Annotated in this window: 13 protein-coding genes; 6 read left to right on the forward strand and 7 right to left on the reverse strand. The window is 70.3% G+C overall.

Translation table 11 applies throughout. The features are described from left to right. Positions 1 to 426 precede the first annotated feature (426 nt). Together AB0H93_RS30535 and AB0H93_RS30540 are read right to left on the reverse strand one after the other, a co-directional pair. The gene (locus AB0H93_RS30535) at positions 427 to 1,299 is read right to left on the reverse strand and encodes a DUF3626 domain-containing protein (protein ID WP_358577023.1); all 873 of its coding nucleotides are present in this window, start codon (positions 1,297 to 1,299) and stop codon (positions 427 to 429) included. A gap of 101 nt (positions 1,300 to 1,400) precedes the next feature. Next, the gene (locus tag AB0H93_RS30540; RefSeq protein ID WP_358577025.1) at positions 1,401 to 1,757 is read right to left on the reverse strand and encodes a hypothetical protein; all 357 of its coding nucleotides are present in this window, start codon (positions 1,755 to 1,757) and stop codon (positions 1,401 to 1,403) included. Between the two features lie 112 nt (positions 1,758 to 1,869). On the opposite strand from AB0H93_RS30540, the gene AB0H93_RS30545 reads away from it, so the two are divergent. The 4 genes from AB0H93_RS30545 to AB0H93_RS30560 all read left to right on the forward strand — a co-directional run bounded on the left by AB0H93_RS30545 (position 1,870) and on the right by AB0H93_RS30560 (position 5,707). Next, positions 1,870 to 2,331, forward strand: a complete 462-nt coding sequence (locus AB0H93_RS30545; RefSeq protein ID WP_358496848.1) for a MarR family winged helix-turn-helix transcriptional regulator — start codon at positions 1,870 to 1,872, stop codon at positions 2,329 to 2,331. Between the two features lie 105 nt (positions 2,332 to 2,436). Next, a complete protein-coding gene (locus tag AB0H93_RS30550; RefSeq protein WP_358577027.1) occupies positions 2,437 to 3,888 on the forward strand; it encodes an alpha/beta fold hydrolase in 1,452 nt (483 codons plus the stop codon). Between the two features lie 17 nt (positions 3,889 to 3,905). Next, positions 3,906 to 5,048, forward strand: coding sequence for a sensor histidine kinase (locus AB0H93_RS30555; RefSeq protein ID WP_358577029.1), 1,143 nt, complete (start codon positions 3,906 to 3,908; stop codon positions 5,046 to 5,048). Continuing rightward, a complete protein-coding gene (locus tag AB0H93_RS30560) occupies positions 5,045 to 5,707 on the forward strand; it encodes a response regulator transcription factor (protein WP_358577031.1) in 663 nt (220 codons plus the stop codon). The genes AB0H93_RS30555 and AB0H93_RS30560 overlap by 4 nt, the downstream gene beginning before the upstream one ends. Before the next feature lie 293 nt (positions 5,708 to 6,000). Here AB0H93_RS30560 and AB0H93_RS30565 read toward each other — a convergent pair whose 3' ends face one another. Then, entirely contained in the window at positions 6,001 to 6,999 is a 999-nt protein-coding gene (locus AB0H93_RS30565) for an Lrp/AsnC family transcriptional regulator (protein WP_358577034.1), read from the reverse strand. A 126-nt stretch (positions 7,000 to 7,125) separates the two neighbouring features. On the opposite strand from AB0H93_RS30565, the gene AB0H93_RS30570 reads away from it, so the two are divergent. Both AB0H93_RS30570 and AB0H93_RS30575 read left to right on the forward strand, forming a co-directional pair. After that, positions 7,126 to 8,619: an amidohydrolase family protein gene (locus AB0H93_RS30570; protein ID WP_358577037.1), complete on the forward strand. Its 1,494-nt coding sequence runs from the start codon at positions 7,126 to 7,128 to the stop codon at positions 8,617 to 8,619. Then, on the forward strand, positions 8,616 to 9,887 hold the full coding sequence (locus AB0H93_RS30575; protein ID WP_358577039.1) for an MFS transporter: 1,272 nt from the start codon (positions 8,616 to 8,618) through the stop codon (positions 9,885 to 9,887). The genes AB0H93_RS30570 and AB0H93_RS30575 overlap by 4 nt, the downstream gene beginning before the upstream one ends. On the opposite strand, the gene AB0H93_RS30580 is transcribed toward AB0H93_RS30575, so the two are convergent. The 4 genes from AB0H93_RS30580 to AB0H93_RS30595 all read right to left on the reverse strand — a co-directional run bounded on the left by AB0H93_RS30580 (position 9,860) and on the right by AB0H93_RS30595 (position 13,100). Beyond that, entirely contained in the window at positions 9,860 to 10,453 is a 594-nt protein-coding gene (locus AB0H93_RS30580) for a hypothetical protein (protein ID WP_358577158.1), read from the reverse strand. The genes AB0H93_RS30575 and AB0H93_RS30580 overlap by 28 nt on opposite strands. Before the next feature lie 152 nt (positions 10,454 to 10,605). Beyond that, on the reverse strand, positions 10,606 to 10,734 hold the full coding sequence (locus AB0H93_RS30585; RefSeq protein ID WP_358577041.1) for a hypothetical protein: 129 nt from the start codon (positions 10,732 to 10,734) through the stop codon (positions 10,606 to 10,608). Between the two features lie 88 nt (positions 10,735 to 10,822). Further along, entirely contained in the window at positions 10,823 to 12,037 is a 1,215-nt protein-coding gene (locus tag AB0H93_RS30590) for an MFS transporter (protein ID WP_358577043.1), read from the reverse strand. A 163-nt stretch (positions 12,038 to 12,200) separates the two neighbouring features. Next, entirely contained in the window at positions 12,201 to 13,100 is a 900-nt protein-coding gene (locus tag AB0H93_RS30595; protein WP_358577045.1) for a LysR substrate-binding domain-containing protein, read from the reverse strand. Positions 13,101 to 13,144 lie beyond the last annotated feature (44 nt).

Below are 13,144 nucleotides of genomic sequence, written 5' to 3' on the forward strand. Positions count from 1 at the left end.
GCCTGCGGCTCTCCGTTGTTCTCTGTCTGGTCGGGGGTCAGCGCCTTGTTTTGGCTGTTCAAGGGGTCGCGCCTGCGGCTCTCCGTTGTTCTCTGTCTGGTCGGGGGTCAGTGTCTTGTCTTGGCTGTTTGGTGGGGTCGCGCCTGCGGCTCTCCGTTGTGGGGTGGTCTTCGTTGGTTCCTTGGGTTTGGGGACTGGCTTCGTTCTTTGTCCTGGCCCCTGGGCTTGGGTTGGTCACGGGGTGGGGCTCTTTTGGCGCCAGAGGATCGTGGTTAGGCCGCCGCCCGCGTCGAGCGCCGACCCAGGGCGAACTCCCGCTTCGACTTCGCGCTCGACGCCATGCTGGCCGGGTTCGAGGCCGTTCGGACCGCGTAGTTCGGGACATCCGGTGTGTCCGGAGCCGGTCATGGGAACGGCTCCGCTCGTCTACTGGGGGCGGTGGTCGTCGTTCGCCAGTTCTGGGGTGCCGAAGCGGGCTGTGCAGTGCCAGACGCGCTTCAGGGCTTGTTCGTCGTAGCTTCCCGTTCGGGACGCATCTCCGATGACCTTCGGGGTCAGTCCCTCCTGGCCCATCAGTGACAGGCCGAGCTCCACGTACTGGCGTCCTCGGTACTCCGGATTGCGGCGCAACTCCGCTGCCCGCAGGCGGAATCCGGGGTGGAATTCGAGTCGGCACCCCAGCCGGTTCGCCGCGCGCTCGACGTTCGTGCCGCGATAGCAGGGATCGAGGACCAGGGCTTCGACGTCTTCGGCCAGGGTCACCGGGCCGTGGATCTGGGCCTCGACGTAGTCATCCAGCGCGTCCTTGGCGTCGCCGGTCGCCATGGCGATCAACGACGACGCCTTGGCCGCCACCCCGAAGTCGGTCGGTTCGAAAACGCTGTCCGGGTAGCAGAACGTCACCCGCTCCATGGTCTCCGGCCGCAGTCGAAGGTGTGCGGAGCCGAAGCGGGGGGAGCCGCCCACCAGCCGGCGGCGGTAGTTCAACGATCCGTACTTGGGTCGTTCCTGCGGAGGCGAGTGGTCGTACGCGCCTGCGAAGATGCGGCTCTCCCACTCCCACCGATCGCCGCCCGGATGCGCCGTCAACCCGCCGTTGCTGGTGCCTGTCTCGAACTGGCTCCGGTAGATGCCATCCCGTGCCATCGCTTCCAGGATCGGCACCCCGGCCAGCAGTCGATCCGGGTGGAAGTGCAGTGTCACCCGCAGCGACGGGTCGACGGCGTCACCGCCGCTGCGCGAGGCCACCCGCTCGATCGCACGCTGCTGGGCGCGGGACAGCCGCGGTGACCGGTTCATGGTGGTCAGTTTCTCGTGAGGGGCTCCGCTGCCGCCAGGGTGTTCGGCTCAGTTCGAGGTGCTCATCGCCGAGATGGATCGCAGCGCCGATATGGCCGCCGTCAGGCGACCTCGCCGCCGACTCCCGAGCGTCCCTGGGGGACGCCGACCAGGTGGACGGTCACGTCTTCCTGGATCTGGTCGCCGAAGACCTCCGTCGCCGCCTTGGTCATCGACGTGATCAGTACCGCCGGGTCGAGGCGGGTCAGGCCCGCTTCGCGCATGTTCAGGGTGACCTGCACCGCCTCCCGCGTCGCCGGCGCTCCGCCGGAACCCCAGCGGTGGCGGGGGATTCCGAACAGTTCCACGACCACCAGCGGCCGGAAGTTCTCCCCGTAGACCTCGGTCGCCGCATTGGTCAGGGCTTCGATGAGCTTGCGCTCGGTGCTCTCGTCGAGCATCTCTTCGTGCAGTTTCACGGTGAAGTGCGGCATGGTCGGTCTCTTCGGTCGTCGTAGCATCGATGGAGGAGAAGGTTTGCTTTGAAAGCAAAGCTTCTTTGTAAGCAAAGATATTGGTTGGACGTGGTTGATGTCAACGAAGGACCGTGATCCGGGCGTCGACGATGCGATCCGGGCGCTGCTGCTGCTCATGCCGCGGCTGGTCGGGCGCGCCAAGAGGCTGCGGATCCCCGACGAGCTCCAGTCGCTCGCGCTTGCGCCGCGGCACCTCTCGCTGCTGTCCTACCTGCTCTTCGACGGGCCGATGACGGTGAACGAGCTGGCCACCAGGCTGGAAGTGGCACCGACGACGGTGAGCCTGATGGTCGGCGAGCTGAGCCGCAAAGGCGTCCTGGAGCGGCGGGAGGACGAGGCGGACCGGCGACGCCGGATCGTCAGCATCACCGACGAGATGCTGCCGGCGATCGACGGCTGGCTGGCCCGCGGCGCCGACGCGTGGCGCAACGCGCTCGCGCCGCTGACGCCCGAGCAGCGGCGGATGTTCATCGACACCCTGCACGCCTACGAACTCGGCGTCGCGGACGAGTCCTGACCCCCGCCTGGTCGAGGGTCTGTCCAGGCGGAAGCCATTGGCGGGGAGGAAGATCTGCCGGAAGGCTGACGACCGGCCGCGGCTCGGGCGACCAGGCTGAGCGGCATGAAGACGAAGATCGCGAGTTTGCTCGGTGCTGTCGCCGTGCTCGGCGGGGTGGTGGTGGGTTCGGCGTCGGCGCAGCCGCCACGTGCGAGCGGGGATTCCGTCGCCTGGCGGGACTGCTTCGACGGTCTGCGGTGCGGCGAGATCGCTGTTCCCGCGGATTGGTCGCAGCCCGGGGGAGCGCAGATCGAGATCGGGTTGGGGAAGCTTCCCGCCCGCGATCAGGCGACCAAGCTCGGCACGCTGGTGGTCAACCCCGGCGGGCCGACCCCGGTGCTCTTCGCCTTGCCTGCCGTGCAACGCCAGCTCGACGAGTTGACCAACTGGTTCGATGTGGTGCTCTTCGATCCCCGGGGCATGGGGGAGAGCAGCGGTGTGACGTGCCCGGAGCCGATGCCGTTCGCGGCGGAGTTGCCGCCCCCGGACCGCGAGGCTTACGAGGAGTACGCGCTGGCCGATCGCCGCTTCGCCGAGGCCTGCGAACCCGCGATGGGCCCGCTGCGCGACAACCTCAACTCCTGGCAGGTGGCCCACGATCTGGACGCCATCCGCGTGGCGTTGGGCGAGCCCGAGCTCGACTACTTCGGCAACTCCTACGGCACCATGTACGGCCAGGCGTATGCGGAGCTGTTCGGCGGGCACGTCGGGCGGATGTACCTGGACAGCGTGGGCGAGCACATCAGCCGCGAGCTGTACGACTGGGTCGCGCCCAAGGCTGCGACGCTGGAGAACAACCTGCAGCGGTTCGCCGATTGGTGCCAGGCGGAATCCAGCTGCGCGTTGGCGGGCCGGGATGTTCTGTCCACATGGGACAAGCTGCTCGCCGAGGCCGAGCGGGAACCGATCCCCGCTCCCGGGGCCGGCCCGGACGTCGTCGTCGGTGCCGAGCGGATCGTCGCGTCGACCGGGGAGAAGGTGCGTCGGGAGGACGACTGGTCCGCGTTGGCGACCGCCCTGGCCGCTGCGGACTCCGGCGATGCGACCGCGTTCGCTCCGCCATCGGCGCCGCCTCCGCAACCGGACGTGCCCGGAGCGGCGTTGATGGGGATCACGACGTGCGCGGATCTCGCCTACCGCACCGGCTACGACGAGATGAAGCTCGCCGAGGCCAGGCTTCGCGCCGAGGTGGCACCGCGGTTGGGCTGGGGCATGCTCTGGACAACTGTCGGCAGGTGCGCCGGGCTGCCGCGCACCGGGAGCTTCCCGCCGCACCCGCTTCAGCCGGCACCGGGCTTGCCACCGGTCCTGATCGCCAACGGCAGCAACGATGGTGGCGCCCCGCCAGAACACGGCCGGCTCGTGGCATCGCAGCTGCCTGGTGCCCGGTACCTCCCTGCGGAAGGGAACCACGCGCTCTACCTGAGCGGGAACCGGTGCGTACGGGACCACGTGCACCGCTACCTGACCGCTGGTGAGCTGCCGCCTCCAGACGCGCACTGCCCGGCCGCTTGATCGGCTACAAACGTCCGATGAGCGTGCGCATGTCGGGGGCGGGGCTGCCGGCCTCGCCCCCAGGGCGTTTGTGGCGTCGCCTCGGCCCGACGACGCGGGACACCGTGCTGGCCGGCGTAGCTGCCGTGGTCGTGGCCGCTGCGGCGATGTGGCAGGGCACGGCCCCGGTGTTCGCGGTTGCTGGTTTCAGCCTCGCTGCGGCGGCACCGCTGGCATTGCGCCGCAGGCTGCCGCTGTCCGTCGCCGTCGTCGCAGCTGTAGTCGTGCTGGCCGGATCGTCGTTGCCGGGTTGGTCCGGGAAGCCCGTGGCGATGATCGCGTTCTGCTCGGCCGCCTACAACCGTCCGCAGCGCGTTGCGCCGGTGTTCGCGGCGTCCGTGGGCTGGCTGTTGATGTACGCGTCGGTGCTGCCCGCCGGGCGGTTCGGCACTGAGCTGTTCGCCGAGGCAGTGATCACCGGGATCGCTCCGGTGGCGGCCGGCTACGCGATGCGGTTGCACGGGGAACGCGCCGAGCAGGCGGCCCGGCTGCATCGAGCGGAAGCGAGCCGGGCGTTGGCCGAGGAGCGCGGCCGGATCGCCCGCGAGGTGCACGACGCGGTGGGGCACCACCTGACGGCCATCCGGATGCAGGTCGGTTCCGCGGTCTACGCACTGCGCGACCTCCCGCCCGCTGCGGGGACCGCTTTCGACACGGTCGATTCCCTCGCCGCAGCGGCTTTGGGGGAGGTTCGCGAGCTGTTGGAGACGCTGCATGACGACAACAACCCCGGTGGCTCCGCCCTGGACGACGTCGAGGCGTTGGCCGATCGGTTGTCCACATCGGAGTGCCCGATCACCGTCGTCCGGCACGGCAAGGTCACCGCGCTGCCGCCGCTGGTCGAGCACGGTGGCTACCGGCTTGCCCAGGAAGCGCTGACCAACGCCGTCCGGCATGCCCGCGCCGACGGGATCAGGGTGGAGATCGGGTACGCGGCCGAGAAGGTCACGATCGCGGTCGAGGACGATGGCCCGTCGCGCGACCTCGCAGCCGAGGGACACGGCATTCGCGGCATGCGGGAACGCGCGCACCTGCTCGGTGGCAGCCTGCTGATCACGCTCCGGAAGCCGCACGGTTGGCTGGTTCGGGCGACCCTGCCGACGGAGAGGGCGACGCGGTGACGATTCGGGTGCTGATCGCCGATGACCAGGCGGCGGTGCGGTCCGCGCTGCGGCTCGTCCTCGACACAACGCCGGGTGTGCGGGTGGTCGCCGAGGCCGCCGATGGCGCCGAGGCGATCCGGCAGGCGCGATCCCGCCGACCTGACGTCGCCGTTGTCGACATCCGGATGCCCAGGCTGGACGGGATCGCCGTCACCCGGACGCTCACCGCGCCGGATGCCGCGCACGTTCCGGCGGTCATCGCGCTGACGACCTTCGACCTGGACGAGTACCTCTTCGAGGCGTTGCGGGTCGGCGCCACCGGATTCCTGCTCAAGGACAACAACCCGCAGCTACTCGTCGACGCCGTGCGCGCTGCCGCCCGCGGCCAGGGCCTGATCGATCCGCAGGTCACCGGGCGGCTGGTGCGCCGCTTCGCGCGGCTTTCACCGCAGCCCGCCGGCTCGGATCTCGCCCGGCTGACCGCACGGGAACGCGAAGTCCTGCTGCAGGTCGCGCGCGGGTTGAGCAACGGCGAGATCGCCCGAGCGTTGTGGATCGAGGAGGGCACGGTCAAAACGCACGTCGCGCGGATCCTCGCCAAGCTCGGTCTGCGGACCCGGGTGCACGCGGTCATCTACGCGCATGAGCACGGGTTGACGCTGTCGGTCGACCCGTGAGTCTTTCGGGTCGGCATCGAGCTTGTTCCAAACTCGAGTCATCGGGCGTCGGTGGGCGTTGGCTGGTGTGGGGTGAACGGCCTGTTCGTCTCGGTAGGTGGGGTGAATGGTCCGTTCGCTGCATTCATCGGGCGTCGGCGGGTATCGGCTGGTGTGGAGTGAACGGTCCGTTCGTGCCGATAGGTGAGGTGGACAGGCCGTTCGCTTCACCGGCCTCGAAGCCATCAGCCGACCTGGCACGACCCCGCGGCACCGCATCCCAAACAGCGTCTCTAGCAGCCCAAAGGACACCGCTACGTCGGGAGGGCCGCCCAGGGGTCCACCGGGACGACCCTGGTGCTCCGGCCCTCGTCGTCGAGGATCCGGCCGTGGACCTTGGTCGTGCGCAGGACCAGCTTCCGGTCCACCACCTTGGCGTCGGGGTGCTCGTGGGCGATCCGGATCAGCAGGTCGTCCAGGTGGTTCAGCGAGCGCAGGCCCACGATCAGGCCCAGGTTCGCCGGGCTCGCGACCGCCGCGCAGTGCCGGGTTTCCGGCCAGCCGCCGAGGGATTTGCCGATCCGCTGCACTTCCGTGTCCGGAACCGCCAGCCACAGCAGCGCCATCGCGTGCCAGCCCGCCAGCGGCCGGGCCACGTCGCAGCGGAACGCGATGTCGCCGTGGCGGCGGAGCCGGTCGAGGCGGCGCTTCACCGCCTGCGGCGAGGTGTTCAGCTCTGCCGCCAGGCTCGCGTAGCTGCGCCTGCCGTCGTGGCCGAGCGCCAGGAACAGGGCCCGGTCGGCGGCGCCGAACGGCCGGATCTCGCGCGGCCTCGGCCCGACCGCTTCGCGGACCTGCTCGGCCTGGCTCCGGTTCATCACGCCGAGCCGCCAGATGATGCCGCCGAAGGTGCTGCCGAAGACGTGGCTGCGGATCTTGGTGACCTCCGCCGGCACCGGCAGGGTCCGCAGCAGCACGTTGGAGATCGCGCCCAGCGTCGGCGCCATGACGAGTGCGAAGACCTGGTACTCGCCGGTGGTCACGCCGACGGTGATCGCGTGCGGCAGTTCGGCGAGCTGCTCGGCGACCCGCAGCTCGGTGCCGGGCGCGCAGGCGAACTCGATGGTCGCGCCCTTCGCCGAGCTGTTGCCCAGCGCCACGGTGATCCAGGCGGCGCCGGCGTCGGTGAGCCGCTGCCAGCGGCGCGCCAGCGTGATCGGCGCCAGCTCCAGCACCTCCGCCAGCGCGGTCCAGCTCGCTCGCGGGTTGATCTGCAGGGCGTCCACCAGCGCGAGATCCACTTCGTCCAGCACCGGGCGACCTCCTCGCGTGTGACGGCCGGATGACGGCTGCGTCGTTTTCCGACATTCAAACCGCACCTCGCGGAGATATCCATCGTTCTGCGGTTGTTGTGACGAGGTTTCCCCACGCTGCATCGCATGGTGAGCGGCGAGCAGCGGTTCGAACTGGTCCTGGCGGGTGCGCGGGTGATCGACCCGGAGACCGGCCTGGACGAGGTGCGCGACGTCGGCATCAGCGGCGGCCGGATCGCGGCCGTCTCGGCGTCCCGGCTGACCGGCGAAGCGGTCGTCGACGTCTCCGACCGCGTGCTCGCGCCGGGCTTCATCGACATGCACAGCCACGCGCAGACGGTGACCGGGCTGCGGTTGCAGGCCCTCGACGGCGTGACCACGGCGCTGGAGCTGGAAGCCGGTGCGCTGCCGGTCCGGACCGCCTACGCCGAGGCGACCGCCGAAGGGCGGCCGATCAACTTCGGCTACTCCGCGGGCTGGGCGCTGGCCCGGATGCGACTGCTCGACGACGCTGCGCTGGGCACGTCGTTCGGCATGTTCTCGAAGCACCAGGGCGCGCCGAACTGGCGTCGGCCCGCCGGTGCCCGCGATGTGGCGCGGGTGCTGGACCTGCTGGAGGAGCAGATCCACGACGGCGCCCTCGGCATCGGGGTGCTCGTCGGTTACGCGCCCGACTCGGGCCGCGACGAGTACTTCGCGGTGGCTTCGCTGGCCGCGCGGCTCGGCGTGCCGACGTTCACCCACACCCGGTTCATCTCCACCGAGGAGCCCGGGACCTCGCTGGAAGGGGCGCTGGAGGTGATCGCGGCGGCGGCCGGGACCGGCGCGCACATGCACATGTGCCACATCAACAGCACGTCGAACCGGATGATCGACGACATCGCGGGCGCGGTGGACCGCGCCAGGCGGTACGGCCTGCAGGTCACCACCGAGGCATATCCGTACGGCTCGGCGTCGACGGTGATCGGTGCGGCGTTCCTGGCGCCCGAGCTGCTGCACCGGCTCGGGATGGTGCCCAAGAACATCCTCTGCCTGGCCACGGGGGAGCGCGTCGCGGACGCCGCGCGGCTGGCGGAGCTGCGGGAATCCGATCCCGGCGCGCTGATCCTCTTCGACTGGCTCGACGAAACCGATCCGGCGGACCTGGCGACGCTGCAGCGCTCGTTGCTGTTCGCCGACACCGCGATCGCTTCGGACGCGGTGCCGCTGGCGGGGCAGGCCGGTGACACCTGGCCGGTCGCCGACGACGTCCTCACGCATCCGCGCAGCGTCGGCTGCTACGCGCGGACCTTCGGCTGGCTGGTCCGCGAGCTCGGCGTGCTGTCGCTGGTCGAAGCCGTCCGGCGCTGCACCCTGCTGCCGGCGCAGATCCTCGAAAGCGCGGCGCCCTCGATGAGGCGCAAGGGCCGGATCCAGGTCGGCGCCGACGCCGACATCGTGGTGTTCGACCCCGGCGCGATCGCCAGCGGCGCCACCGCAACCCAGGTCCGGCCCTCCACCGGGATCGACCACGTGCTCGTGGGCGGCACCTTCGTGGTCCGCGACGAGCAGATCCAACTCGACCGCCTGCCCGGCGAACCGGTTTTCGGTCGCCACCGCAACCGCACGGAGCAACCATGACCAACACCGCAGTGGCACCCGACGCCCTGTACCGGCGGGTGAGCTGGCGGATCCTGCCGCTGCTCATCCTCTGCTACACCTTCGCGTACCTGGACCGCGTCAACATCGGGTTCGCCAAGCTGCAGATGCAGGAGGACGTCGGGATCAGCGAGTCGGTCTACGGGCTGGCCGCCGGGATCTTCTTCCTCGGCTACGTGATCTTCGAGGTGCCCAGCAACCTGCTGCTGGCGAAGATCGGCACCCGCAAGACGATCTTCCGCATCATGGTCCTCTGGGGGCTCACCTCGGCGGCGATGATGTTCGTCAGCGACGCGACGTCGTTCTACGTCCTGCGCTTCCTGCTCGGCGTGTTCGAGGCCGGCTTCGCGCCCGGCATCATCTTCTACCTCACCTACTGGTACCCGCCGGCGCGGATGGCGGCGGCGATGGGGCTGCTGATGCTGCCCGGCCCGATCGGCTCGATGCTCGGCGGTCCGGTCTCCTCGTGGCTGATCACCCACTTCGAGGGCGTCGCCGGATTGCACGGCTGGCAGTGGATGTTCCTGCTGGAAGGCCTGCCGTGCGTGGTGCTCGCGGTGATCGTCTGGCTGACGCTGGTCGACACCCCGGACCAGGCGAAGTGGCTCAGCGCCGAGGAGAAGGAACTGCTGCGCCGCGACCTCGCGGTGGACCGGGACAAGGGGACGCACAGCTTCCGGCAGGTGCTGCGCGACCCGCGCGTCTACGCCCTGGCGATCGGCTACTTCTGCCTGATCAGCGGCCTGTACGCGGTGAGCTTCTGGCTGCCGACGATCCTCAAGGAGAACGGGCTCACCGACACCGTCACGATCGGCCTCTACTCGGCGCTGCCGTACGCGTTCGCGATCGTGCTGATGATCGTGCTGGGGCGGCGTTCGGATCGCACCGGCGAGCGCCGGCTGCACAGCTCGATCACCGCGCTGATCAGCGCGATCGCGCTCGCTGTCGCAGCCTTCACGGCCAGCAGCTTCGCCGTCTCGCTGATCGCCATCATCGTCGCCACCGCGTGCATGTGGGCGTCGTACACGGTGTTCTGGGCGATGCCGTCGACCTACCTGAAGGGCACGGCGGCGGCAGGCGGGATCGCGCTGATCAACAGCATCGGCCTGCTCGGCGGGTTCATCAGCCCGACGCTGATCGGCTTCGTCAAGGACGCCACCGGGAGCACGGTGGTGGGCCTGCTCTCGATGGTCGCCCTGCTGCTGATCGGCAGCGTCGCGATCTACGCCAACCGGCTCCCGGCGAGCTGAGGCCGGAGCTGCCGGCGCCGGGCGACCAGGCGGGCGGCCAGGACGACGAGCTGGCACAGCGGGGAGGGGAAGCCGAGGGCCAGGCCGATCGCGATGTCGATCAGCGGCGCGGCCACCGTCGCGGCGAAGACGCGGTTCGAGGCGGTCGGCGGCTTCTCCTTCGCCGCCCAACCGGTGCGGCGCCAGGGCTTGGCGACGGACAGCCAGGCCTGGAAGGCGATCGCCGAGGCCATCAGTGCGGTGCCGACCAGTAGAGCCGGCGGCGGGGTCAGGCCCGCCCGGGCGGCTTCGACCGAGCCTTCCAGCGCGTCGGAGAGGAGGAAGATCCCGGCGTAGAGCTGGACGATGGTGATCGCGAACTTCGCCAGGACCCACCAGTTCCGGAAGAAGCCCCAGGGCGTGGACGCCGCAAGCATGAAGCCGGTGAACGCCGCGGCGTTGGCGAACGGCGCGAGCAGCTGCGTGTCCACGACGTGCGCCATCGAGGTCGCGCCGATCCGGACCGCGGGGTCGTCGCTGGTGGCGCTCGTCGCCAGCAGGGTGAAGAGGACCAGCGCCTGGGCCATCCAGCCAACGGAGGTGATCACGTGCAGCCAGACGACGGCCTGCCGCCACCGCTGCGAGTTTCGCTTCGACACCGCACCAGACTGCGGATCGCCTCACCCGCGGACATCCGGCGGCGCCCCGGGAATCTCCCGGATCCGGCCCCTAGGGCTCGCTACTTGGTGGCCCAGGCGCCGTAGAGGCACGGGCCCACGACGGTCGCGTTGTGCTGTTCGGCGTCCGGGAGCAGGCGTTTCTCCTCGAATTCGCGGTCGTCCACGACGTACTCGAGAGGCTCCGGCATGGCTGCATCCCCGGTGAGCGGCACGGTCGGCTGAGCACTATCCGCTCCGGTCGCCGGGCATCGAGCCTCAGCCCGGAAGATCCTCCGGTCAGTGCTCGGCCCGCAGCGCGGCGAGCAGGCCGATGGCGGCCACCACCGCGACGGCGATCGCGTAGGCGTTGGCGGTCACGCCCAGGCCGACCCACGTCACGGCGATGCCCGCCGCCACCGCCGGGAGGCTGAAGGCCGAGTAGTTGACCGTGTACACCGTCGCGAACAGGGCCGCGCGGCTGTCCGGCGCAGCCAGCCGGGACACGCTGCCGAACGCGCCGAGGAACGCGGCCCCGAAGCCGAATCCGGTGATCACCGTGCTGCCGAAGAACAACGGCGCCGAGGTCGTGGCCAGCGCGGCGAGGGTGCCGGCCAGGCCCACCAGCAGCGTCGGCACGCCGGCGATGATCGCGGTGCGCGGCGCGACGCTGCGGAAGGCGACCGATCCGATCGCGCTCGTGCCCATCAGGCAGCAGACCACGAAGCCGCCCACCAGGTGGTTGGTGATGCCCAGCAGCTCGATGGCCAGGGACGGGCCCAGCGACATGTAGAAGCCGGTCATCGACCAGGTGGTGATCAGGATCGGCACCACGGTGAGGAACCGGCCGCGGGCGTCGGCGGGCACGCCGATCCTGGGCCGCAGCGAAGCCAGCGCACCGGGCCGTCGCGGCGACGTCTCGGGCATCAGCGCGATGCCGACGGCAGCCACCGCGCACGCCGCGAGGAGCAGCACGTAGACCAGCGTGGTCGGGGCGGGCGCGTACTCGACGAGCAGGCCCGAACCGATCGCGCCGGCGCCGAGGCCGATGCCCGGGGTGGCGGTGTTGATCAGCGGGGCCAGCTTCGGGCGGAGGTCGACCAGGCACGCGCTGGTCGCACCGGTCGCCAAACCCGTTGCGAGGCCCTGCAAGATGCGTGCCGCGAGCAGCCAGCCGCTGCTTTCGGCGGTGATGAACGCGAGCATGGCGACGGCCTGCGTGGCGAGCGCGGCGAGCAGCGCCGGGCGGCGACCGATGTGGTCGGACAGGGCGCCGACGGTGACGAGCGCAGCGAGGAGCGCGATCGCGTAGACCGCGAAGACCACCGTGAGCGTGATCGCGGAGAAGTGCCATTCGGCCTGGTAGACGGGGTAGAGCGGGGACGGGGCCGCGGCGGCGCACATGAAGGCGAGCAGCGTGGCGGCGAGGGTCCAGAACGCGGCGTTGCGTGACAGACGCCCGGGCTGGGGCTTGTCGGTCGCCTGGGCCTGCGGGGCCGGTGGGGCAGAGGTCACCAGTTCTCCTAAGCGAAGATCGACGTTCTGGGAGACGTCGCCCGGCGCCGGACAATTCCTGCTGCGGCCCGCGATCCCACCCAGTGGGCGCGAAAATGCCCAAATTTAGGCAAAATCGGACATCTCTGCCGGTCTGGGGCTGCTCGGTGGTTTCCGATTTCGCCTAGAACTGGGAGGAATCCGAGCGCGGCGGCTCAGCTGCCAGGGCAGTGAGGAAGGCCCGGACCGCCGGACGCGTGTCTTCGGCGCGCCAGGCGATGGCGAGCTCCGCCGGGGACAACCCGGCGACCGGCCGCGTGGTGATGCCGGGGCGGGCGTAGAGCTCAGCGTTGCCCTCCGCGAGGAGCACCACGCCCAGTCCCGCCGCGATGGCCTCGAACACCTCGTCCGCCGCCTCCGCGACCGCGCCGATCACCGGCGCGCGGCCCTGCCGGGCATCGGTGGCCAGCCAGAAGTCGCGGAGCCCGGCCGCTTCCGGCGGGAGCGCGATGAACGGTTCGTCGAGCAGGTCGGCGAACGGGATTTCCTCCTTGCCCGCCAGCGCATGGTCGTCCGGCAGGGCGATCACCCGCCGCTCGCTGAACAACGTCCGGGTGCTGATGTCGCGCGGTTGCACCGGCCGCCAGACGAACGCGACGTCGGAGCTGCCGTCCGTGAGTCCCGCGGTCGGGTCCGTCCAGTCCACGAGCCGCAGCACCACGCGGCAGTTCGGCATCTGCTCGCCGAACCGGCGCATCGCCCGGCGCTGCAGGCCGCGGCCGACGGCGGTCTGCATGCCGACGACCAGTTCGCGCTGCTCCGCAGCTTCTCGTGCGGCTTGCTGCGCGCGTTCCCACTCGGCGACCGTCGCGATGGCTCCGGGCAGCAGCGCTTCGCCTTGCGGGGTGAGCACCACGTCGCGCGATCGGCGCTCGAAGAGGTCGAAGCCGAGCTCGCGTTCGAGCACCCGGATCTGCTTCGACAGCGCGGGCTGCGAGACGAAGAGCCGTTGCGCGGCCCGGGTGAAGTGCAGCTCCTCGGCCACCGCGAGGAAGTACCGCAGGTGGCGCAGGTGGACGTCCATAACCATCGGTTATAGCAGCGGGTCTTCGACATCGTGCCGGATCG

The organism is Saccharopolyspora sp. NPDC050642 (assembly GCF_040654735.1).
GTDB classification, from domain to species: domain Bacteria; phylum Actinomycetota; class Actinomycetes; order Mycobacteriales; family Pseudonocardiaceae; genus Saccharopolyspora; species Saccharopolyspora elongata.

Bases quoted from the DNA above. Each gene is read 5' to 3' on its own strand.
- AB0H93_RS30535 (WP_358577023.1), bottom strand. From the start codon at position 1,299: ATGAACCGGTCACCGCGGCTGTCCCGCGCCCAGCAGCGTGCGATCGAG.
- AB0H93_RS30545 (WP_358496848.1), top strand. From the start codon at position 1,870: ATGTCAACGAAGGACCGTGATCCGGGCGTCGACGATGCGATCCGGGCG.
- AB0H93_RS30550 (WP_358577027.1), top strand. From the start codon at position 2,437: ATGAAGACGAAGATCGCGAGTTTGCTCGGTGCTGTCGCCGTGCTCGGC.
- AB0H93_RS30555 (WP_358577029.1), top strand. From the start codon at position 3,906: ATGAGCGTGCGCATGTCGGGGGCGGGGCTGCCGGCCTCGCCCCCAGGG.
- AB0H93_RS30570 (WP_358577037.1), top strand. From the start codon at position 7,126: ATGGTGAGCGGCGAGCAGCGGTTCGAACTGGTCCTGGCGGGTGCGCGG.
- AB0H93_RS30575 (WP_358577039.1), top strand. From the start codon at position 8,616: ATGACCAACACCGCAGTGGCACCCGACGCCCTGTACCGGCGGGTGAGC.
- AB0H93_RS30580 (WP_358577158.1), bottom strand. From the start codon at position 10,453: ATGGCCCAGGCGCTGGTCCTCTTCACCCTGCTGGCGACGAGCGCCACC.
- AB0H93_RS30585 (WP_358577041.1), bottom strand. From the start codon at position 10,734: ATGCCGGAGCCTCTCGAGTACGTCGTGGACGACCGCGAATTCGAGGAG.
- AB0H93_RS30595 (WP_358577045.1), bottom strand. From the start codon at position 13,100: ATGGACGTCCACCTGCGCCACCTGCGGTACTTCCTCGCGGTGGCCGAG.